Annotated in this window: 22 protein-coding genes; 3 read left to right on the top strand and 19 right to left on the bottom strand. The window is 49.3% G+C overall.

The genetic code is table 11. The features are described from left to right. Window positions 1-124 precede the first annotated feature (124 nt). The 4 genes from GILYN3_RS03775 to ffh form a co-directional block, all read right to left on the bottom strand. The gene (locus tag GILYN3_RS03775) at window positions 125-694 is read right to left on the bottom strand and encodes a helix-turn-helix domain-containing protein (protein ID WP_049721621.1); all 570 of its coding nucleotides are present in this window, start codon (window positions 692-694) and stop codon (window positions 125-127) included. Window positions 695-745: 51 nt separating this feature from the next. Then, window positions 746-2,431, bottom strand: coding sequence for an NAD-dependent malic enzyme (locus GILYN3_RS03770; RefSeq protein ID WP_049721620.1), 1,686 nt, complete (start codon window positions 2,429-2,431; stop codon window positions 746-748). A gap of 45 nt (window positions 2,432-2,476) precedes the next feature. Continuing rightward, window positions 2,477-2,932: an META domain-containing protein gene (locus tag GILYN3_RS03765; protein WP_049721619.1), complete on the bottom strand. Its 456-nt coding sequence runs from the start codon at window positions 2,930-2,932 to the stop codon at window positions 2,477-2,479. A gap of 190 nt (window positions 2,933-3,122) precedes the next feature. Further along, complete coding sequence (gene ffh, locus GILYN3_RS03760) at window positions 3,123-4,523, bottom strand: signal recognition particle protein (RefSeq protein WP_049722544.1); 1,401 nt, start codon at window positions 4,521-4,523, stop codon at window positions 3,123-3,125. Window positions 4,524-4,840: 317 nt separating this feature from the next. Here ffh and GILYN3_RS03755 point away from each other — a divergent pair, with 317 nt between their 5' ends. Beyond that, window positions 4,841-5,638, top strand: coding sequence for a cytochrome C assembly family protein (locus tag GILYN3_RS03755; RefSeq protein WP_049721618.1), 798 nt, complete (start codon window positions 4,841-4,843; stop codon window positions 5,636-5,638). A gap of 102 nt (window positions 5,639-5,740) precedes the next feature. Continuing rightward, entirely contained in the window at window positions 5,741-7,015 is a 1,275-nt protein-coding gene (locus tag GILYN3_RS03750; RefSeq protein WP_049721617.1) for an HlyC/CorC family transporter, read from the top strand. Window positions 7,016-7,032: 17 nt separating this feature from the next. On the opposite strand, the gene GILYN3_RS03745 is transcribed toward GILYN3_RS03750, so the two are convergent. The 13 genes from GILYN3_RS03745 to GILYN3_RS03685 all read right to left on the bottom strand — a co-directional run bounded on the left by GILYN3_RS03745 (window position 7,033) and on the right by GILYN3_RS03685 (window position 18,260). Then, window positions 7,033-7,245 carry a hypothetical protein gene (locus GILYN3_RS03745; protein ID WP_049721616.1) on the bottom strand — a complete coding sequence of 71 codons (213 nt, stop codon included), beginning with the start codon at window positions 7,243-7,245 and terminating at the stop codon, window positions 7,033-7,035. Window positions 7,246-7,287: 42 nt separating this feature from the next. Further along, window positions 7,288-7,641: a rhodanese-like domain-containing protein gene (locus GILYN3_RS03740; protein ID WP_049721615.1), complete on the bottom strand. Its 354-nt coding sequence runs from the start codon at window positions 7,639-7,641 to the stop codon at window positions 7,288-7,290. A gap of 27 nt (window positions 7,642-7,668) precedes the next feature. Further along, window positions 7,669-9,063 carry a cysteine--tRNA ligase gene (gene cysS / locus GILYN3_RS03735; protein ID WP_049721614.1) on the bottom strand — a complete coding sequence of 465 codons (1,395 nt, stop codon included), beginning with the start codon at window positions 9,061-9,063 and terminating at the stop codon, window positions 7,669-7,671. A 65-nt stretch (window positions 9,064-9,128) separates the two neighbouring features. After that, complete coding sequence (locus GILYN3_RS03730) at window positions 9,129-10,823, bottom strand: glutamine--tRNA ligase/YqeY domain fusion protein (protein WP_049721613.1); 1,695 nt, start codon at window positions 10,821-10,823, stop codon at window positions 9,129-9,131. Between the two features lie 89 nt (window positions 10,824-10,912). Continuing rightward, window positions 10,913-11,974 (bottom strand): endolytic transglycosylase MltG, encoded by a 1,062-nt coding sequence (mltG, locus tag GILYN3_RS03725; protein WP_084005072.1) that lies wholly within the window; start codon window positions 11,972-11,974, stop codon window positions 10,913-10,915. Continuing rightward, on the bottom strand, window positions 11,974-12,852 hold the full coding sequence (gene pabC, locus GILYN3_RS03720; RefSeq protein ID WP_049721612.1) for an aminodeoxychorismate lyase: 879 nt from the start codon (window positions 12,850-12,852) through the stop codon (window positions 11,974-11,976). The genes mltG and pabC overlap by 1 nt, the downstream gene beginning before the upstream one ends. A 44-nt stretch (window positions 12,853-12,896) precedes the next feature. Then, window positions 12,897-14,141 carry a beta-ketoacyl-ACP synthase II gene (gene fabF, locus GILYN3_RS03715; protein WP_084005070.1) on the bottom strand — a complete coding sequence of 415 codons (1,245 nt, stop codon included), beginning with the start codon at window positions 14,139-14,141 and terminating at the stop codon, window positions 12,897-12,899. A gap of 135 nt (window positions 14,142-14,276) precedes the next feature. Further along, window positions 14,277-14,513, bottom strand: a complete 237-nt coding sequence (gene acpP / locus GILYN3_RS03710; protein ID WP_049721610.1) for an acyl carrier protein — start codon at window positions 14,511-14,513, stop codon at window positions 14,277-14,279. Window positions 14,514-14,703: 190 nt separating this feature from the next. Next, window positions 14,704-15,447, bottom strand: coding sequence for a 3-oxoacyl-ACP reductase FabG (gene fabG, locus GILYN3_RS03705; RefSeq protein WP_049721609.1), 744 nt, complete (start codon window positions 15,445-15,447; stop codon window positions 14,704-14,706). A gap of 21 nt (window positions 15,448-15,468) precedes the next feature. Then, window positions 15,469-16,410: an ACP S-malonyltransferase gene (gene fabD, locus GILYN3_RS03700; protein WP_049721608.1), complete on the bottom strand. Its 942-nt coding sequence runs from the start codon at window positions 16,408-16,410 to the stop codon at window positions 15,469-15,471. Between the two features lie 32 nt (window positions 16,411-16,442). After that, window positions 16,443-17,441 (bottom strand): phosphate acyltransferase PlsX, encoded by a 999-nt coding sequence (gene plsX, locus GILYN3_RS03695; protein ID WP_049722542.1) that lies wholly within the window; start codon window positions 17,439-17,441, stop codon window positions 16,443-16,445. Window positions 17,442-17,466: 25 nt separating this feature from the next. Continuing rightward, entirely contained in the window at window positions 17,467-17,649 is a 183-nt protein-coding gene (rpmF, locus tag GILYN3_RS03690) for a 50S ribosomal protein L32 (protein ID WP_049721607.1), read from the bottom strand. Window positions 17,650-17,717: 68 nt separating this feature from the next. Then, complete coding sequence (locus GILYN3_RS03685; RefSeq protein ID WP_049721606.1) at window positions 17,718-18,260, bottom strand: YceD family protein; 543 nt, start codon at window positions 18,258-18,260, stop codon at window positions 17,718-17,720. Between the two features lie 207 nt (window positions 18,261-18,467). Between GILYN3_RS03685 and GILYN3_RS03680 the strand changes: the two genes are divergently transcribed. Beyond that, complete coding sequence (locus GILYN3_RS03680; protein ID WP_049721605.1) at window positions 18,468-19,058, top strand: Maf family protein; 591 nt, start codon at window positions 18,468-18,470, stop codon at window positions 19,056-19,058. 11 nt (window positions 19,059-19,069) lie between these two features. Here GILYN3_RS03680 and GILYN3_RS03675 read toward each other — a convergent pair whose 3' ends face one another. After that, window positions 19,070-19,723 carry an HAD-IA family hydrolase gene (locus GILYN3_RS03675; RefSeq protein WP_049721604.1) on the bottom strand — a complete coding sequence of 218 codons (654 nt, stop codon included), beginning with the start codon at window positions 19,721-19,723 and terminating at the stop codon, window positions 19,070-19,072. 32 nt (window positions 19,724-19,755) lie between these two features. Beyond that, window positions 19,756-20,772 (bottom strand): RluA family pseudouridine synthase, encoded by a 1,017-nt coding sequence (locus tag GILYN3_RS03670; RefSeq protein WP_408606305.1) that lies wholly within the window; start codon window positions 20,770-20,772, stop codon window positions 19,756-19,758. Window positions 20,773-21,067: the final 295 nt, after the last annotated feature.

Here is a 21,067-nt window from a genome sequence, read left to right as displayed (position 1 = left end):
TCTGCTCCATCAAAAAAATTTAGACCACCAAACACAGCAACCAAACAATCATTACTAGCCGTGATTTTTCACAGCTCAATCACGAGCCTTTGGGGTTCACTTACAACTTACTTTACAAATATTATTACGATGCTGCCGAAACCTCTGTTGCAACAATTAATTGTGCCGAATTGAGGAGCGACACATTTTTTAATCGGCAAGGCGTATAGGCAGCTAAATAAAAGCCATCACCAGGGGCAAGTGTTTTTACTTTCGCCCCTATTGTCATTTCCACTTCTCCATGACACAGCCAGCCAGACTGATCAAAATGACTAATTAAAGGTGTTTCGCCGGTATCGGTCTTCGGATCAAAATAAAAGTGCTTCAATGTTATCTTTCGACCAGCCAGATTCTCACCTATCATCTGCATAAAACCGTACGGCTTTTCGTGTTTAATTAAATTACTCTGATCAAAAAAAACCTCTGCCGTGCCGTCATCAACTGATGCAAAAAAATGTGATAGCGACATGGGAATACCGCCCAGAACTTTCTCTAAAGATTGCACGCTGGGGCTTACCTGCCCCTGCTCAATCATCGATATACTGCTATTGGTAACACCCGCACGCTTTGCCAGCTCTCGCTGCGACAACTTATTCGCCTCGCGTATCTCTTTAAGCCTACGCCCCAATTTAAGCGCTTGCGATGAACTTGGCATAAAACCTCCTATACGCTTGGGTGACAGAGTTAAGACGCCAGCCCACTACACTTAAAAAGAGGTACGCCGGTAAGTACGATACCGCGGATACCAAAAGTTAGCCTCGACCTTTTTAACGATTAAATCTTCTGGGATGGGTGTCGCCACACCATCCACTATCGCCTGCTTAAATACAGCTTGGGCGATGGTCACACTTACCTGTCGAATATCGGCCAACGGCGGCAATAAAGAGCCGGCGCCATTACAAACCAAGGGCGACAACTCGGCCAGTGCACGCGACGCTGCAAGCATCATGGTATCAGTGATTCGACTGGCTTTAGCGGCAACCACACCAAGTCCAACACCTGGAAAAATATAACTATTGTTGCACTGTGCTATATCATAGCGTACGCCCGCGATATCCACTGGTGCAAACGGGCTTCCGGTAGCCACAATGGCACGCCCGGCGGTCCAACGCAGTATATCTGCCGGCTGCCCTTCAACCTTAGATGTCGGATTAGACAAAGGCAAAATAATGGGCCTAGGGCAATTAGCCTGCATCGAATCGACCAACACCTTATTAAATAAACCCGGTTGCCCAGACACGCCAATTAATACCGTTGGCTGAGTATTACGCACCACATCAAGCAATGAAATGTGATCGGGTTTATCGTTTAACCAGCCAGTCAGCTTGCTGTTGGTTTTGCAGAACTCTTTATGAAAAGGCAATAAATCAGGTGAACCGTCAGTTAGCAGTCCATCGCGATTGACCAAAAAGACACGAGCCAAAGCTTGCTCACGCGTCAACCCCTCAGCCTGCATCTGTGCTGCCACTTGATCGGCAATACCACAACCGGCCGATCCTGCTCCGGCAAACACAATCACTTGCTCAGAGAGTTTTTCACCTTTAGCGCGACACGCCGCCAGCAAAGTGCCTACCGTGACCGACGCTGTTCCTTGTATGTCATCGTTAAAACAGCATAACTGATCTCGGTACTTATGCAGTAACGGCGTTGCATGCGATTGAGCAAAATCTTCAAACTGTAATAGTGCATTAGGCCAGCGCACTTTTACCGCACTAATAAATTGATCGACAAATTCATAATAAGCATCGCCAGTAATGCGCTCGTGTCGCCAACCCATATACATCGGATCATTAATAAGCTGCTTGTTGTTGCAACCGACATCCAATATTACCGGCAAAGTATAAGCCGGACTAATGCCGCCACAAGCGGTGTACAGTGCGAGCTTGCCAATCGGGATCCCCATGCCACCAATGCCTTGATCGCCCAATCCCAGAATTCGCTCACCATCGGTCAGCACAATTACTTTGACATTGTGTTTAGTCGCGTTTTGCAATATGTCATCGAGCCTATCGCGATCGGCGTAGGAGACAAACAACCCGCGTTTGCGCCGATAAATTTTTGAAAACTGCTCACAAGCCTGCCCTACCGTTGGCGTATAAATCAGCGGCATAATTTCTTCAAGGTTCTCGGTGACCAGACGGTAATACAGTGTTTCGTTGGTATCTTGGATATTGCGCAAATAGATGTGCTTATCGATATCTGACGTGAAAGAGCATAACTGGTGATAAGCGCGCGCATTTTGCTCCTCAATCGTCTCAATCTGGTAAGGCAGCAGGCCCTCTAAATTAAATTGTTGACGCTCTTGGCGACTAAATGCACTGCCTTTATTTAACAGCGGGGCCTCAAGTAACGCCGGCCCAGCAAAGGGGATATAAATTGGTCTGGTATTCACAGATTCACCCGTATAGTGTCCATTTTATGCCAAGCTTAATAGCTCTTAGGTTTTGGGGTTGTCGATTTTAGCTGCTCGCAACACCTCTTCACCGGCATCGTTTGTCAAAGTTAGAATACCATGCTGAATCCGAATATTGTGAACCCCAGGCAAGGCTGCCAACAAACGCGCTTCCTGATCGTTTAAAGCCGGAATACACAGCATACGAGTCGTCCCCAACGGAGCTTTAATAGTAAGTTGCTCGTCGGCCAGCTGATAATCGCCAAAGAAGCGGTTACAACTGGCATTACCATTAATTTTTCCGTTGTCCGTAAATAATAACCGAGCGGGGCTGTAATCAATTACTCCTCGCCCTTCAATATACTCTACCTGCCAGTCACCGACGATGGCCGGAGCTGGTGCGGCTGGTGCTCCGGCACTGGAAGTTGCTCCTGAAAGTGCGCAACCTGCCATTAAACCTGTTGCCGCAATAACGCCAAACAAAGACCAACGAATCAACATAATAAATACCTTAAATGATTTTGATTGTTATTTGAGCACACCGACAATCGAATCGATATGTAAGTGCATAACCGTTCTAGACCTACAACCCAAAAAACAATTCCCAGCAGGGAAAAGCTCCAATAGCAATTTACATACAAAAACGCCAGGCAGTACCTGGCGTTTTTGTATTATCTGTACATCTTGTAACTTAGCGACCCAGCCCAGGCGGTAAACCACCGCCTGGTGGCATGCCACCACCACTGCCGCCCGGCATCATTCCGCCCAAGCCTCGCATCATTTTAGCCATGCCGCCGCCTTTCATTTTTTTCATCATCTTAGCCATCTGCTTATGCTGCTTAAGCAGGCGGTTAAGGTCTTGGATTTGGGTGCCCGAACCCTGCGTAATACGGCGCTTACGCGAACTTGTCAAATCATCTGGATGGCCGCGTTCCCATGGGGTCATAGAACCGATCAAAGCTTCCATCACCTTAAACTGTTTCCCCATATCAGCCTGCTGAGCCATTTGTGCCATATTGCCCATGCCGGGTAATTTGTCCATCAAGCCAGCTAAACCACCCATATCTTGCATTTGCTGCAATTGATCACGTAAATCGTTTAAATCAAAGCGCTTACCTTTGGAGACCTTTTGCACCAACCGTTCGGCTTTATCACGATCTATCTTGCGTTCCACGTCCTCGATAAGCGACATCATGTCGCCCATGCCTAAAATCCGCGAGGCAATACGATCGGGGTGGAAAGGTTCAAGAGCATCGACTTTCTCACCCATACCCAAAAACTTAATGGGCTTACCAGTCACCTGACGCACCGACAACGCCGCACCACCACGGGCATCGCCATCGGCTTTGGTTAGGATCACGCCGGTTAGGGGCAGAGCATCATTAAAGGCCTTGGCGGTATTGACCGCATCCTGACCAATCATGGCGTCGATCACAAATAGGGTTTCTATCGGGTTTGCCACTTTATGCAGCTCTTGAATCTCGCTCATCAAGGCTTCATCAATATGCAGTCGACCCGCAGTATCAATCAGCAGCACATCGTAAAATTGACGTTTAGCGTGATCTATCGCGGCGCGAGCAATATCGACCGGCTTTTGCTCGGCGGTCGAAGCAAAACACTCTACGCCAACCTCTGCGGCTAATGTTTGCAGCTGGGTAATGGCGGCTGGACGATAAACATCGGCACTAACAACCAACACCTTTTTCTTTTGCCGCTCGGTCAAAAACTTGGCCAGCTTGGCCACAGAGGTAGTTTTACCAGCCCCCTGCAGACCCGCCATCAAGATCACCGCGGGTGGTTGGGCTGCCAGATTGAGCGCTTCGTTAGCCTCGCCCATCATCTCAACCAGCTCAGACTCAACCAGCTTTAAAAATTGCTGCCCCGGATTAAGGGCTTTACCTACCTGCGTACCCAGCGCGCGCGAGCGCACCCTGCCCACAAAGTCTTTTACCACCGGCAACGCCACATCGGCCTCAAGTAACGCCTTGCGAACTTCGCGCAGCGTAGCTTGAATGTTATCGTCGGTAAGACGTGCTTTACCGGTGATTTTTTTAAACGTACCTGAAAGTCGATCTTGCAGATTTTCAAACATAACGACACTGATGCCTATAATCTGGCGGCGCACTGTGGCTACCGCAAAAACTTTAGCGCAAGGGAGCCAAACGCTGCCCTCCACCTACTACGATTGTGCCCGCGACAAAGTCACCTTGGCAAAAACGGCATTATAGCGTGTTAAATCGAGCCCCGTCTCGCGAGCTGTTGCAGAATCGCCCCTGAGAGCGATTGATTCTCATTGGTAGCTTCTCATACGCCCCTGCATGTGACACACTTTAGCTCTAAAGTGTCAGTTTGGGGCCGGTTCTGCGGCACTACTCACAAGGCATTACACATAAAGGACCTTGCCCATACATGTCAGCGCTCGACATTAACTTAATCGCCGTCGTTTTTTACTTATTGGCGGCAAGCTATGTATTTATTTCACTCTGGCGGTCAAAGCCCGTTCAGCGACAATATCTCTACTTGCTAACAGCCGTGGCCTTAATCGCCCACGGCACCGGCTGTGCTCTACTGATTGTCCAACCCAAAGGGTTGGCCTTAAGCCTGTTTCCAGTATCATCGCTTATTTTTTGTACTGTGAATATTGTGGTCTTGCTCAGCGCCGCCCGCAAACCTCTACACAACCTCTTTATTATACTTTTCCCGCTCACGATCGTCGCGATAATAACCAGCTTACTTCCCCCCAGCAATAACGTGCTGCTTCCACTTACAGTTGGTTTAACATCGCACATATTGCTATCAATACTCGCTTACAGCTTATTAACAATAGCGACCTTACAAGCTCTGTTTCTGGCATTTCAAAACCATCGCCTCAAGCAAAAGCGTTCACTAGGGCCTCGGGGCTTGCTCCCGCCACTGCAAACAATGGAGTCTTTATTGTTTGAGTTACTGTGGGCGGGGCAATTATTGTTGACTGGGGCTATCATCTCGGGAATCATATTCCTAGACGATATTTTCGCTCAACACGTCGTCCACAAAACCGTCTTTACATTATTCGCCTGGCTTATCTACAGCATCCTGCTGTGGGGACGCCACAGCCTAGGATGGCGTGGCTACACGGCGATACGCTGGACCTTAGTCGGATTTGTTATGCTGATGCTGGCGTACTTTGGCAGTAAAATCGTACTCGAGTTTATTCTCAACATTTAACGTATCTGGCGATCTTGCTTTATCAATGGTAGACACGGTTGCGAATTGCAACAAACTGCTGCAAGATAGCCTGCTGAACAGCAATATAGGCATCGCATTTCCTTGAACGACATACCCTTAGAAGCACTTTTTGGAATCCTCCTGGGGCTGCTAGTGCTCTCCGGCTTTTTCTCTAGTTCCGAAACCGCAATGATGGCCATCAACCGCTATCGCCTAAAACACCTAAGCAAAAAAGGTGACAAAGGCGCCCAGCGTGTCGAGCGATTACTACGCCGCCCCGATCGCCTTATTGGTCTCATTTTAATTGGCAACAATTTAGCCAACAATTTTGCCGCAGCCCTCACAACCATAATTGCGATACGCTTAATGGGTGACTCGGGCGTTGCCGTGGGTGGTTTTGTACTCACCTTAGTCATGCTGGTATTTGCCGAGGTAACCCCGAAAACAGTTGCCACGCTTTATCCCGAGCGAATTTCATTTTTTGCCAGCATAATATTGCGGCCATTGGCCTTTGTTTTGGCGCCCGCCGTTATGTTAGTCAACGGCATTGCCAACGGCGTTACCAAACTCTTTGGCATAGATAAGGCGCATACCAATATAGAGCATTTGGCGCCCGAAGAACTGCGCACAGTGGTTGACGAGGCCGGCTCGCTCATCCCCGATCAACACCAGGGAATGTTACTTAATATTCTCGACCTAGAAAAATCCACAGTCGAAGACATCATGATCCCGCGCAACGAAGTCGAAGGACTTGATTTAGACGAAGATGTCAGCGTTTTATTACACAAAATACGTACATCAGAGTACACCCGACTACCCATTTATCGTGGGGATCTAAACGAGGTCGCCGGTATTTTGCATCTGCGTAACTCTGCCCGTTTTTTAAACGGCGATGATAACAGTGTTAGTAAAGCTGACTTTCAAGCTCATGCTGATGAACCGTACTTTGTCCCCGAATCGACCCCATTACACACTCAGCTAATGAATTTTCAACAGCAAAAATGTCGAATTGCATTGGTTGTCAATGAATACGGTGAAGTACAAGGCATTGTTACGCTAGAGGATTTGCTAGAGGAGATCGTCGGCAACTTCACCACCAATATTGCCGAAGATGAAGATCAAGATATCATCCCTCAAGAAGACGGCCAGTATAAAATTCATGGCGGTACTTTTATCCGCGACATCAACCGAACTTTAGAGTGGTCCCTGCCTACAGATGGTCCCAAAACCCTCAATGGCCTGGCTATGGAGTATTTAGAGAATATACCCGATGGCAATATTAGCTTCACCATAGAGCATTATTTATTTGAAACCATTGAGATCACCGACAAAATGGTGGCCTGGTTTAAAGTAAAAATGGACGAAAAAATTCAGTAACCACAAAGCACACAAGTTTAATCGTTACGACAATTAAACTTGTGTAACAACCATCCCAATACGGCCGCCACTGCTAACAGCAACAGCAGCAACACCGCCGCCACCGCCATATAACCTAACAGCTGATTCCAGCTAACGCCCCAGCCATAGACGGCCAACGCAATAAAGCACCCACACGATAAAAAGCTAGCACCACCTAAACGGCGATAACGCCCAAGACGCTTAAGCATATAAATATCCTGCCTGCTGCTTAGCCGAAACCCAGCAGATCATCATTGTGTACCCACAGATTGGCGCTGGTATAAATCTGCAGCTCCGTCGAGATCTACTGCATTAACAACCCTATGATAACCAAGTTGCTCCAAAGCTGTTTTGGCCGCATCGGCGCGGCGGCCACTACGACAATACAGTACAATCTGGGTGTTTTTATCTGGTGCGTACTGGGCAATATTATCGACAATTATTTCGTGAGAAATATTAACTGCCACCGGTAAATGTGCCTCAGCATACTCATCAGCCGTACGCACATCGATCCACACAGTTTCTGAGGCTGCGATACTCGCAAACGAAATCATAAGCAGTGCCGCCATTATTAAAGCTGGCACCCCACGCTGATAGAAAACCATATTAATCCCCTCTCACCAACAAATACGTTAAGTCTCGCGACGCCACTGGGTGCCGGCAACGGAATCCTCTAAAACAATACCGGCCGCAACTAATTCATCACGTATTGCATCGGCTCGGGCAAAGTTTTTATCTTGCTTTGCCTGGGCGCGCTCGGCAATTAATGCCTCTACATCCTCAGCAGCTAAATCATTACTGCCCGCCGCCTGCAAAAAATCATCTGGGGCACAGCCAAACAAACCCAACAACTCACCCATCGCCTTTAAGCTGGCCACCAATGGTTTGGCCTCTTGCTCACCTTTAACGCTGTTCAGCAGGCGCACCAAATCGAACATAACGGCCAAGGCTACACGGGTATTAAAATCGTCGTTCATGGCCGCAACAAATTTTATATAAAACTCATCACCGGCCAAACTATCAAGGCTTGCCGCAGCTATCGATTCGTAGCCACGCAAGGCGCCGTACAAACGATCCAATCCAGCTTTGGCTTCAACTAAATTATCTTCTGAGTAATTAATCGGGCTGCGGTAATGGCTGCTGATTAACAAATATCGCACCACTTCAGAGTGATATTCTTTCAGCACATCGCGAATAGTAAAGAAATTGCCCAGCGACTTAGACATTTTCTCACCATCTAAACGAACCGCGCCGGCATGCATCCAATAATTGGCATACTGACAACCATTGGCCGCCTCACTTTGAGCGATTTCATTTTCATGATGAGGGAAAGGTAAATCAGGGCCACCGCCGTGAATATCAAAATGCGCGCCGAGACACGCCTTACTCATCGCCGAACATTCAATATGCCATCCAGGACGACCTCGACCAAAGGGGGCATCCCAACCTACGTCTTGCTCTGCTGCAAACTTCCACAAAGCAAAATCTCGCGGGTCCTCTTTAGCAGAATCAACTTCTACCCGCGCACCGGCAAGCAACTGCTCTGGATCTTTGTTAGTTAACTTTCCGTATTCAGCAAAACGACCAACCCGATAATACACATCGCCATTACTGGCGCAGTAGGCGTAATCTTTTGCCAGCAAGGTTTCGATCATTGTGACAATATCAGCGATGTGGGCGGTAGCACGAGGCTCGCTATTGGGTGGCAATATACCCAAAGCACGTTCGTCATCGTGCATAAAGTCTATATAGCGCGAGGTCAGATCTGTATAAGGCTCGTTATTATCTTGTGCACGATTAATGATCTTATCGTCAATATCAGTAATATTACGCACATAATTCACATCCCACTGTTGCGAGCGCAAAAAACGGCTAATAATATCAAACGCGACCAACACCCGAGCATGACCGATATGACAGTAATCGTACACGGTAATGCCGCACACATAGAGCCCGATTTTTCCGGGCTCACGCGGTTTAAAAACTTCTTTCTTACCTGACAATGTACTGTAAATCGTTAAGCTCATAGTTCAGTTTCTCTACGCTTTTGTATCTTTAGGCAAACACTGTATCTTTTGTAGCCGAGTCGGTTTTACTGGGACATCTTTGCCCAGCTATCGCGCAAGCTGATCGTTCGGTTAAACACTGGCGCGCCCTCTTTACTGTGCTGTTCATCGAGGCAAAAGTATCCCTCGCGCTCAAACTGATAAACTGATGCCGGCTGCGCATCACGCAATGATACTTCCACTTTCGCACCGCGTAATATTTGCAAGCTGTCAGGGTTTATTGCCTGTAAAAAATCACCATCAGCGGCACCCGGCACTTCTTCATTAAACAGGCGATCATACAAACGAATATCACACTCGATATGTTCGTCGGCCGACACCCAATGAATAACCCCTTTGGGCTTAACGCCATCTTCAGGGTCAACACCAATGGTGTTTTCGATGACTCGCGCCTTCACCTCAATGATTTCGCCCGCATCGTTTTTAATCGCTTCATCGGCCTCAATCACATAAGCATTGCGTAACCGAACCCGCTTGCCCAACACCAAACGCTTGTATTTTTTATTGGCCTCTTCCCGAAAGTCTTCAACATCGATAAAAACGGTTTTACCAAAGGGCAACTCGCGCTCAGCTAGGTCATCGCGATTAGGATGACCTGCGGCCACTAATCGCTCAATTTTACCTTCGGGATAATTTGTTAAAGTCACTTTTAACGGACGCAGAACACACATAGCGCGTGGTGCATTTTTATCCAAGTCATCGCGTACGCAGTACTCCAACATGCCTACATCAACCATACTATCGGAGCGGGTCACACCGATGCGTTCGCAAAAATTACGCAGTGACTCTGGCGTATAACCTCGACGTCGCATTCCCGAAATAGTCGGCATACGAGGATCATCCCAACCTTCGACGTGCCCCTCTTCTACCAGCTGACGTAACTTGCGCTTACTGGTAACCGTATAATTTAAATTAAGTCGCGCAAACTCATACTGCTTAGGCTTGGCAGGTACAGAAATATTGGCAATAAACCACTCGTACAGCGGCCGATGATCCTCAAACTCTAGGGTACAAATTGAATGAGTTACACCTTCAATAGCATCGCTTTGGCCGTGGGCAAAGTCATACGAGGGATAAATACACCATTTGTCACCAGTTTGATGGTGATCGACTTTTTTGATTCGGTAAATAATCGGGTCGCGCAAATTAATATTGGGCGCCGCCATATCAATTTTTGCCCGCAGCGAGCAACTGCCCTCTTCCAGTTCACCTGCTCGCATTTGCTCAAATAACGCTAGATTTTCATCAACGCTACGGTCGCGATTAGGGCTGTTTTTACCCGGTTGAGTTAACGTGCCACGGTACTCTCGAGCTTGATCGGCGTTCAAATCACACACATATGCCTTGCCGGCTTTAATCAACTCTATCGCCCAGCTGTGTAACTGATCAAAGTAATCCGAGGTAAAGCGGATCTCACCATCCCACGCAAAGCCCAACCACGTTACATCGCGCTTAATAGCTTCGACGTACTCATCACTTTCCTTTTCCGGGTTAGTGTCATCGAATCGTAAATTACACGCACCGCCAAACTGTTTTGCCATACCAAAGTTTAAGCAAATCGATTTTGCATGACCGATATGCAGATAACCGTTGGGTTCTGGTGGAAAGCGTGTCACGACACTTGCAACGTTGCCTTCCTCTAAATCTGTACGGAGAATATTTTGAATAAAATGTGATGGCTTTTCAGCCTTAACAGCGGCATTTTCTGTAATTTCAGTCATACTGATTAACAATCCAGTTGGCAAGCGAGGGCGCCGGCTTGGCCGGCTATTAAGATATGGCGTATTGTAATGCTTGGCAGAGGTATTTCCTACTGCTCAAGCTCGCCCGGCCGGACGGTCGAGCGATATCCTTCACGGCGCTGTATTTGGTAGTGCCGCACAGCATTATTATGCGCCTCAAGTGTGTCCGAAAACTCATGGGTACCATCGCCTTTAGCGACAAAATAGAGCTCGCTACCCGGATCTGGATGCATGCTGGCATAAACCGCCTGTCCGCCCGGCAAAGCGATAGGGGTTGGCGGTAAACCACGAATAACATAGGTATTATAGGGGGTCGGGCGCCTTAGGTCAGCGCGACCAATTTTACCGTTATAAGCATCGCCCATACCGTAAATAACCGTTGGGTCTGTTTGCAGTCGCATATTGCTATCTAGCCTTCTGACAAACACCCCAGCGATTTTACGCCGCTCCCACGCAGCGCCCGTTTCACGCTCGACAATTGATGCCATAATCAACGCTTCGTAGGGAGTTTTATACGGCAGCCCCACGTCGCGCTCGGGCCAAAGTTCATCCAGAGTTTGACGCATCTTAAGATACGCTCGCTGCAGAATCTCAATATCCGTGGTGCCGCCAGTGTAATGATAGGTATCGGGAAAGAACCAGCCTTCGGGGTGCTCGATGGGCAAGTCGAGCATCGCCAACTGAGCTTCTACACTTTGCCCGGCCAATCGAGAGTCAATACGTTCGGACTCTGCCAGTGCCTGTACCGCTTGGGCAAACGTCCAGCCCTCAATAAGCGTTACGGTGTAGCTCACGACGTTGCCGGTATGCAGCATCTTCATAAATTGCCGTGGTGTCATACCAGGCTCTAGCAAATAATCACCCGCGCGCACCTCGCTTTGATTACTTAGACGAGCGTACAGGGTTAATACTTGTGGATGCTTAAGAATACCTTGCGCGGCCAACTCTGATGCCGCAGCACTTAGGCTTCCGCCCGCTTTTAACTGGTACTGCAAGCCAGAATCAGGCAATGCCATAGGCTCAGCATACCACTGCTTAAAATACTGCATGGCGCCTAAAGCAGACACCACCAACGCAAGCAGCGCAAGCAGCATGAGTCGCTTCACCAAACCAACGGCCAGTTGAATCATTAATAACTACCTTTGTCTTGCAAGAAATTACTCAGCGCTACCGCTAATCGTTGCGTGTGCTGGCAACCTGAAAACTGATGTAAAACTCCTGAACCGTCTACTAACGACGCTACAGACCGAACCCCACGATTACTGTTGCACAACAACACCTCATCGGCCCGGCAAACATCGAGCAAGGTTATTGGCGCCACAATAACACTCACATTGCAGCATGGCGCCAACTCATCAATGATGAGTTGGCGCATCACACCAGCAACCCCCGCCTCAGTCAATGCCGGCGTGTGCCAACAACCATCGCGGTAAATAAATATATTATGCGCTGTTGCCTCGATAACATTGGCGCAGTCGTCGAGCATTAAACCCTCATCGGTAGCATCGTCTTGCCACTCGGCACGAGCCAGCACATTCTCTAATCGATTAAGGTGTTTATGCCCGGCCAAAATACGGTTGCGCCCCAAAGTCATAGCGCAAACCCTAATATGTGCCGGCACATGAGACGCGGTTAAAAGCTCAAGGTTATCGGCAAACACGGCCAACACAATCGTTGTCGCGGCACTTTGCGAGGGGCGATAGCCGCGCCCACCAACGCCACGGGTAACGATGACTTTAACCGTTCCATGAGCAATAGCCGCATCATCCAAAACCGCTAGTGCCGTATCGAGCCACGCTTGCAGCTGTATGATATTAAGCTCAATACCGAAAGCTGCAGCACTTGTTTGCAAACGTTGTAAATGTCGCGACCAAAGGGGCAAGCGCCCATCGTGCAAACGGCAGGTTTCAAACAACCCATCACCATAGGCTAAGCCACGATCGAGCGCCGAGAGCTGATGCCTCTGCTTGCCGTTGATCCAAATTAAAGGAGGTGCGGGTGTCGACATGGCTATTGGGGCTCAGGGCCCCACCGTAGATACATTAAGGCGTATTAATTGCGTAACTTTGAAAACAACAGCGACCCATTAGTACCGCCAAAACCAAACGAGTTACTTAAAACAGCCTGTATCGGTCGCTCTTGCGCAGTGTGTGGCACAAGATTAATGTCACACATCTCATCGGGGTTATCGAGGTTAATGGTGGGCGGCGCCACTTGATCGCGAATTGCCAAGACACTAAAAATAGCTTCCACCGCACCAGCCGCTCCCAGCAAATGACCAATCATAGATTTAGTCGAGCTAACCGCGACTTGGTCGATTGCCGATTGCATAACTGTTTTTACAGCCATGCATTCAGCTCTATCACCTACCACCGTAGAAGTGCCGTGAGCATTAATATAATTAACCGACTCTAGTGCAATACCGGCATCGTTAATAGCATTTTGCATAGATCGGGCCGCGCCAGCGCCATCTTCTGGAGGCGAGGTCATATGATAAGCATCACCACTCATACCAAAGCCTATTAGCTCGGCATAAATGTTGGCGCCACGGGCGCGGGCGTGCTCGTACTCTTCCAGCACCATTACACCGGCACCTTCGCCCAAGACAAAACCATCGCGGTCTTTATCCCAAGGCCGGCTAGCAGCCTGTGGGTCATCGTTACGTGTAGACAGTGCACGAGCAGCGGCAAAACCACCAACGCCCACTTGTGTGGTTGCCATCTCAGCGCCACCGGCAAGCATGACATCCGCATCGCCATACATGATGGTACGTGCTGCCAAGCCAATACTGTGGGTGCCGGTTGTACATGCGGTGGTAACCGCGAGATTAGGGCCGCGCAAACCGTACAAAATCGAAAGGTTACCGGCAATCATATTGATAATCGCGCCGGGAACAAAAAATGGGGATATACGTCGAGGCCCTTTATGCTCGACGATTAATGCACCGTCTTCGATACTACCAATCCCGCCAATACCCGAGCCAATAGAAACACCTACGCGGTCACCATTTTCCTCGGTAATCTCAAGGCCAGCATCACGCATCGCCTGAATACCTGCGACCATGCCAAACTGAATAAAGGGGTCCATCTTGCGGGCATCTTTAAGCGGAAAGTAACCTTCGGCCGAAAAGTCTTTAACCGAAGCCGAGAAGCGTGTACTAAAAGCCGCAGCATCAAAACGGGTGATTGGCGCCACACCGCTTCGGCCCGCCAGGATTCCATCCCAAGTTTCAGCCACGGTATTGCCCAGCGGACTCACCATACCCAAACCTGTTACAACAACTCTTTTACGCGACACGTTGGTACCTCTCCCTCATAAAGGACTTAAACGCCATAAACCTAACGTTTGGGCGGTCAAAAAACCCAAAGAAAAAGCCGTATTATTTCTCAATAATACGGCTTCCTCAAAATCTGCTACCAAATCTGTGGCAGATTAGCCCAAGTTGGCATTGATGTAGTCGATGGCCAACTGAACCGTGGTAATTTTTTCAGCTTCTTCATCTGGAATCTCGGTTTCAAACTCTTCTTCCAGAGCCATCACCAATTCAACGGTATCCAAAGAATCCGCGCCCAAATCTTCAACAAAAGAAGCTTCGTTTTTCACTTCATCTTCTTTAACACCCAGTTGCTCAGCAACGATCTTTTTTACGCGTTCTTCAATGCTGCTCATGATCTAATTCAACTCCTAATAGGTAGTATCGACGAAACCGTCATGTTCAGAACCAGTTTGACGGTTCCAGATTTTCTACGGCGAAATCGATGCGCATTTTACATCTATTTCTACCAGGTTGTAACGCATTGGACTAAAATTCTTAATCTTTTTACTTTTTTTCTTTTAAATCAAACAGTTGCAGGCAACTTTAATTCATGTACATGCCGCCATTGACGTGTATTGTTTCACCCGAAACATAAGCTCCAGCGTCAGAAGCTAAAAATCCAACTACCGCCGCAATCTCTTCGGGCTTACCTAAACGCCCCAGCGGAATTTTATTTAGCAGTTGCGCCTTTTGCTCATCGGGTAATATACGCGTCATATCAGTATCAATAAAGCCCGGAGCAACAGTATTAACCGTAATACCGCGCGAGCCTACTTCTGCCGCCAAAGAACGTGCAAAACCGGCCGCCCCCGCTTTAGTTGCAGCGTAGTTAGATTGCCCGGCATTACCCATCGCGCCCACTACTGAGCCGACATTAATAATACGTCCCCAGCGATTTTTCATCATGCCGCGCAATACCGCCTTACTTAAACGAAACACCGCACTGAGGTTGGTGTTAATCACATCAAACCACTCTTCTTCAGACATCCGCATCAACAGATTATCTTTAGTGATGCCAGCGTTATTAACCAAAACTAAGGGTACACCATACTCTTGTTGGATGTCCTGCAAAAGCCCGCTCACCGAATCCGCATCAGTCACATTTAGCACTTTACCAACGCCGGTCACGCCCTGCGCAACAAAACGTGCAGTAATGGCCGCAGCACCGTTTTCACTGGTTGCCGTACCAATAACAGTAAAACCATCACGCGCCAATTGCTCGGCAATAGCCGCGCCAATCCCACGACTCGCACCGGTTACCAGCGCGACTTTATTATCTGTTGTCATATTTTTCTCGCTTTTTGAGATTTAATGGTGCTGCGCCACAGCCGCATCCAGATCGGCCGAGGCTTCAATAGAGCTAGCGCTTAATGATTTATTAATACGCTTTGCCAACCCTGCCAACACTTTGCCGGGGCCGCACTCAACTAGGTTTTCAACACCTGCATCGGCCAGCGCATTAATGCAATCGACCCACAGTACTGGACTGTAAATTTGCTCGATCATTAACGCTTTAATTTTTACCGGATCCGCTTCTGCGCGGGCGTGAACATTGTGCACAACGGGTATGATCGGCGCACTAAACTCCACACCCTCAACCCAAGAGGCTAAACCGTCAGCCGCCGGGCGCATCAGTTCGGTATGAAACGGCGCACTCACAGGCAACGCCAAGGCACGCTTTGCACCAGCCTCTTTGCAAGCGAGCATAGCGCGCTCAACCGCAGCGCTGTGACCGGCAATAACCACTTGACCGGGAGAGTTAAAGTTAACCGCTGCAACCACTTCGCCCTGCGCTGCACTCGCACAAGCAGTTAATACAGCATCATCGGCTAAACCAATAATAGCGGCCATAGCGCCCTGACCCGCAGGCACAGCTTCTTGCATAAGCTTGCCGCGCTGACGCACAAGCGCGACCGCGTCGGCAAACGAGACAACACCGGCGCACACCAAAGCCGACCACTCACCTAAGCTGTGCCCAGCCAAAAGCGCGGGCTGCGCGCCTGCGCGCTCTTGCCACACACGCCAAATCGCAACACTGGCAGTCAGCAGTAACGGCTGAGTACACTCAGTCAAATTAATTTCATCTTGCGTGCCATTTTGCACCCGACCCCAAAGGTCGTAACCCAACACCTCTGAAGCTTCGGCAAACGTTTGCAGCACAACCGGGTACTCGGCGGCCAACGGCGCCAACATACCAATTTGTTGCGAGCCCTGCCCAGGAAATACAAATGCCAAATTATTTGCGGCCATAATTATTTACTCTTTTAAACTGACAAACAGGTTTACTGGGCAACGCTAAGTGCGCGCGCCATTTTTTTAGTCGTTCCAAATTTCGCCTGCTCATAAGCAAGCTGTAAAGCATTAACGGTAGCAGGCACAGAAGCCCCACCGTGGCTTTTAATAACGGTGCCCGCCAAACCCGCCAAGATTGCACCATTATAAACATCTGGATTCAGCTCTGCGCGCCAGCGTTTAATCAGCGGCCACATCAGTGGCGCCATCAAACGCCCAAAGCCTGTCGCAAAACTTTCCTTTATTCGGCTGGCAATTAACCGAGCCACTCCCTCGCTGGCCTTCAGTGCAATGTTACCGCTAAAGCCATCGCAGACAATAACGTTCACCTCGCCATTATAAATAGCATCGGCCTCGATAAAACCTACGTATTCAAAATCATCTACTTGCGCCAATAGTTTTGCCGCATCGCGAATAACAGCTGTACCCTTACCCGCTTCAGTACCAATATTTAACAGTGCCGCTTTAGGCTGACTTACACCACTAGCGCGGGCCAGCACGGCCCCCATCCTAGCAAACTGCAACAATTGCTCACTGCTGCAGTAAACATTCGCCCCCAAATCCAACATCAATGTAACGCTGGATTGCACCGGCATCGCTTTACAAATAGCTGGCACCTCGCCCCCTGGCAACACACCCACAACACGACGACTGAGCAACATCAGTGCGCCGGTGTTGCCCGCACTGACACACGCGTCGGCACGATCGTCAGCGACAGCTAATAGTGTTTGCCACATTGATGAGCTGTCGCCTTGGCGCAACGCCTGACGCGGATCAGCATCCATCGCAATAACGCTCTGGGTATCAATAAGTTGAATATTGGAGGGGACAGACGTGCGAATCTCGCGCTCCATCAAGACGCGCTCACCAAACAGCAACAATTGGACATCAGGAAAGGTGCGGGCAAATTCCATCGCCGCGAGAATAGCAATGCGGGGACCGAAGTCCCCGCTCATAGCATCTACAGCTAATCGTATTGGCTTAGACAATGGAAAATCGTCTTCTAGCAAATACTTACTCGGCAGATGCGATGTCGATCACTTTGCGACCACGGTAGAAACCGTCAGCAGTCACGTGATGACGCAGGTGTTTTTCACCACTGGTTGAATCAACAGACAAGGTAGGTCCGGTCAACGCATCGTGTGAACGACGCATACCGCGCTTGGAACGAGTCTTTTTACTTTTCTGTACGGCCATGATTAACTCCTAAATAACAAAAAACTGAAGCTGGGGCGCCTCAAAGAAGACTTTAGAGAACAAGCCTTCTATTTTTTCGGCGTTCCTTTAAGTTGCTCCAGAACTTGAAACGGGTTTTGTTTCGTTTGCTCTTGAGCCCCCGATTCGGGCGCTTTACTTTCAAAGTGCTCGTGGGGTACGCATGCGCGATCATGATAAGCAACCGCTGGCAGACTTAACAACAGTTCTTCTTCGACCAAGTCGTAGAACTCTGCAGGGCCCTCTGCCGCAATCCAAGGATCGCGATCACGCGGTAAGGTTTTTGCCTGATCCTCATCCCAAATAATGCCGAGATTAACTTCACACGCCAACGGCACCTGAACTGTATCTAAACAACGCTGACAGGTTAAACCCACCTCGCCTTCGATACTGCCCTGCACCACTCGCTTGCGCTCTTCATTAATTGAAAATGACAGAACAACCGCAAACCTTGCATTCTTGTCTGCCACCGCAGTTGCCAATCTAGGCAGCTGTTTTAGATCAACAAAACCCGAGATCTCTATGCCCTGTTGGGCGTATTTTCGCGGGTCGCCCTGACGTGGCAGCGGCTGACTAAAGGATGGCTGTGACATAAGCGCGCAATAATAGGGATCGAAAGCGCATCTGTCAAAGAAAAATAGCTCCCCAACCCTACTATTTAAAGCATTTCAGCAAAATGGCTTAAAATTTATGGCTAGACCTCGCTTTACGCTAATATAACGGCCGCAACCAAGAGGGTTGCCCGCACCCCAACCTTCTCAACCCAACCTTCTCAACCCAACAATGTCGAGCCACAAATAATGAAGCCACTTATCCTTGCCTCCAGCTCCCCTTACCGACAAACATTACTGCGCCAGCTAGGGCTCGATTTTATTGCCGAGGCACCCGACATCGACGAAACAGCGCTAACCAATGAAGCCCCCGAAGCCTTGGCGCAAAGGCTTGCCTGCCACAAAGCTCGCGCCCTTAAAGGTCGACACCCTAACGCGCTGATTATTGGCTCAGACCAAGTCGCCTGGTGCGACGGCAAACAATTAAACAAGCCCGGCAACTTTGATAACGCCCTTACGCAACTGCAACACTCGCGCGGCAAAACCGTCACCTTTTATACTGGCCTGTGCCTCTACAATAGCAGTGATGACTCTCAGCAATTATCGGTAGAGAGTTATCGAGCCACATTCCGCTCATTAAGCAACAACCAATTGCGCAGCTATCTAAGCCGAGAGCAACCTTATGACTGCGCCGGCAGCTTTAAATGTGAAGGCCTGGGAATTTCGTTATTTACATCACTCGCGGGCGACGACCCCAATACGCTCATCGGCTTACCATTAATACGCCTCACCAGTATGCTCTGCGCGGCGGGACTAGACCCACTGGCAAGCGCCGAGTAAAGCACAGGGCTTTAGGCGCCAATCGCCCCCGACTGCCATGTCAATATCTCAGAAAAACAATCCATACACAGCGCCGGATCGTAAGGGTGCAAGCGCTCAACGGCGTGCGCACCATAACTCACACCAATACGAGGCATATCGGCACGGCGCGCCATATCCATATCGTACTCAGTATCACCCACCATCACCGCCTCACTCGCCTTCACACCAAACTGAGATAACAGCTCGGCTAACATCAACGGATCGGGCTTAGAGGCCGTTTCATCAGCGCAGCGACTGGCATGAAAGTAACCATCGAGCCCCAAGCGAGCCAACACCCGATCAAGCCCGCGCCGACTTTTGCCCGTCGCAACGGCCAACTGATGCCCCTGAGTACGCAAGACATCTAACGATTCCAAAACACGAGGGTAAAACTGTGCCGGCTCCACCTGATCAATTGCTAAAAAATGTTCACTGTAACGCGCCCTTAAGCGCTCAATATCCTGCGTCTCAACTTCGGGATACAACACCCGAATCGCTTCGGGCAAGCCCAAACCAATAATATTGCGTACGGCATCGCGCTCGGGACACTGCCACCCCAAATCTGTCGCGGCACGCTGCATCGAGGTAACAATCGTATTCGTCGAATCGCTCAACGTGCCATCCCAATCAAATATATATAACAACTATATGCCTCTCTAAATATATGCTTATAGCGTTAGCCATTCAGCTTATGTGATTCGAGCAATTTAAGCACTCCAGCCAGATCGGTTGGCAACGGCGCATCGACACGAGTCATCGCAGACTCGCCCGGCAAAACAAACATCAACGCACTGGCATGCAAAAAATGACGCTTAAGACCTAGCTTAACCGCTAAGCGATTGGCGTCATCGTCGCCGTACTTTTCATCCCCCAATAACGGACATTGCTTAAATTGGGCATGCACCCGAATCTGGTGCGTACGGCCAGTCACTGGGCGCGCCTCAAGCAAGGTGTACTCTTGATAGCGCTGCAATACAGAGAAATCGGTAATGCTGGGTTTGCCCTCAGAGCTCACTTTGACGATATGCGCCAGACCACCGCTTTGCTCAAGCTTTAATAAAGGTGCATTAACGCGTGACACTCGCTTAGGCCAAGCACCTAAAGCTAGGGCCTGATAAACCTTAACAATACCCCCGTGTCCGGCCGTTTTATCACGTAGCGCCTGCTGTAAATGGCGTAAATAGCTGCGCTTTTTAGCCACCATAATACAGCCGGAAGTGTCTCGATCGAGCCGATGCACCAGCTCTAAATAACGAGCATCGGGCCGCAACTGCCGCAGCGCCTCAATCAAACCCAAATCAACACCGCTGCCACCATGTACAGCCAGCCCCGGCGGTTTATTCACCACCAGCAGGCCATCATCCTCATAAATAATGGAGGACTCCAAAACCCGCCCCAACCCTTGACTAAGCTGCTTGGGCGGAGCTTTTTTAGTCACTTTAAGCGGCGGCAAGCGCACCACATCACCGGCTTGCAAACGATAATCGGCACGAATGCGTCCTTTATTAACCCGCACCTCGCCTTTACGTAGCAATTTATACACGTGTGTACGCGGCACACCTTTAAGGCGCGCCACTAAATAGTTGTCAATGCGCTGACCCGACTGATCGGCATCGACTTCCATAAACTGGGCTTGGGCGAAGCGCTCATCAAGATCGAGCGCATTAAAAGGCTGATTTTTCATGGGCGGCATAATAACAGCAAACACAGCCACACAGGTACCAGAGCCACCGACTCTAGGCTGTACCACACCAATTTGATTTGCCGGGTATTGCTTTAACTGGTATATTCGAGCCGGCTGGGACAGGCAGGTTTCCGGACATAGCGTTTTAGGCGTGTCGCGAGGAAATACCGCTGCCAGCTAAGGCTCTGTTTTTACACACTAAAAGTGTACAGAACCGGCAAAATGATGAATGGTGTGACGCGCGCACTGATTGAGGCATAAGGCTCCGATCCGCGCGAGCACCGGAACCATTGCGCAGCAAGCG

Source organism: Gilvimarinus polysaccharolyticus, assembly GCF_001187555.1.
Lineage (GTDB): Bacteria > Pseudomonadota > Gammaproteobacteria > Pseudomonadales > Cellvibrionaceae > Gilvimarinus > Gilvimarinus polysaccharolyticus.
This window is presented reverse-complemented; position numbering and strand designations above follow the sequence as displayed.

Coding starts and splice junctions, on each gene's coding strand:
- GILYN3_RS03775 (WP_049721621.1), bottom strand. CDS start 694: ATGCCAAGTTCATCGCAAGCGCTTAAATTGGGGCGTAGGCTTAAAGAG.
- GILYN3_RS03765 (WP_049721619.1), bottom strand. CDS start 2,932: ATGTTGATTCGTTGGTCTTTGTTTGGCGTTATTGCGGCAACAGGTTTA.
- ffh (WP_049722544.1), bottom strand. CDS start 4,523: ATGTTTGAAAATCTGCAAGATCGACTTTCAGGTACGTTTAAAAAAATC.
- GILYN3_RS03755 (WP_049721618.1), top strand. CDS start 4,841: ATGTCAGCGCTCGACATTAACTTAATCGCCGTCGTTTTTTACTTATTG.
- GILYN3_RS03745 (WP_049721616.1), bottom strand. CDS start 7,245: ATGCTTAAGCGTCTTGGGCGTTATCGCCGTTTAGGTGGTGCTAGCTTT.
- GILYN3_RS03740 (WP_049721615.1), bottom strand. CDS start 7,641: ATGGTTTTCTATCAGCGTGGGGTGCCAGCTTTAATAATGGCGGCACTG.
- cysS (WP_049721614.1), bottom strand. CDS start 9,063: ATGAGCTTAACGATTTACAGTACATTGTCAGGTAAGAAAGAAGTTTTT.
- GILYN3_RS03730 (WP_049721613.1), bottom strand. CDS start 10,823: ATGACTGAAATTACAGAAAATGCCGCTGTTAAGGCTGAAAAGCCATCA.
- mltG (WP_084005072.1), bottom strand. CDS start 11,974: ATGATTCAACTGGCCGTTGGTTTGGTGAAGCGACTCATGCTGCTTGCG.
- pabC (WP_049721612.1), bottom strand. CDS start 12,852: ATGTCGACACCCGCACCTCCTTTAATTTGGATCAACGGCAAGCAGAGG.
- acpP (WP_049721610.1), bottom strand. CDS start 14,513: ATGAGCAGCATTGAAGAACGCGTAAAAAAGATCGTTGCTGAGCAACTG.
- fabG (WP_049721609.1), bottom strand. CDS start 15,447: ATGACAACAGATAATAAAGTCGCGCTGGTAACCGGTGCGAGTCGTGGG.
- fabD (WP_049721608.1), bottom strand. CDS start 16,410: ATGGCCGCAAATAATTTGGCATTTGTATTTCCTGGGCAGGGCTCGCAA.
- rpmF (WP_049721607.1), bottom strand. CDS start 17,649: ATGGCCGTACAGAAAAGTAAAAAGACTCGTTCCAAGCGCGGTATGCGT.
- GILYN3_RS03685 (WP_049721606.1), bottom strand. CDS start 18,260: ATGTCACAGCCATCCTTTAGTCAGCCGCTGCCACGTCAGGGCGACCCG.
- GILYN3_RS03680 (WP_049721605.1), top strand. CDS start 18,468: ATGAAGCCACTTATCCTTGCCTCCAGCTCCCCTTACCGACAAACATTA.
- GILYN3_RS03670 (WP_408606305.1), bottom strand. CDS start 20,772: ATGCCGCCCATGAAAAATCAGCCTTTTAATGCGCTCGATCTTGATGAG.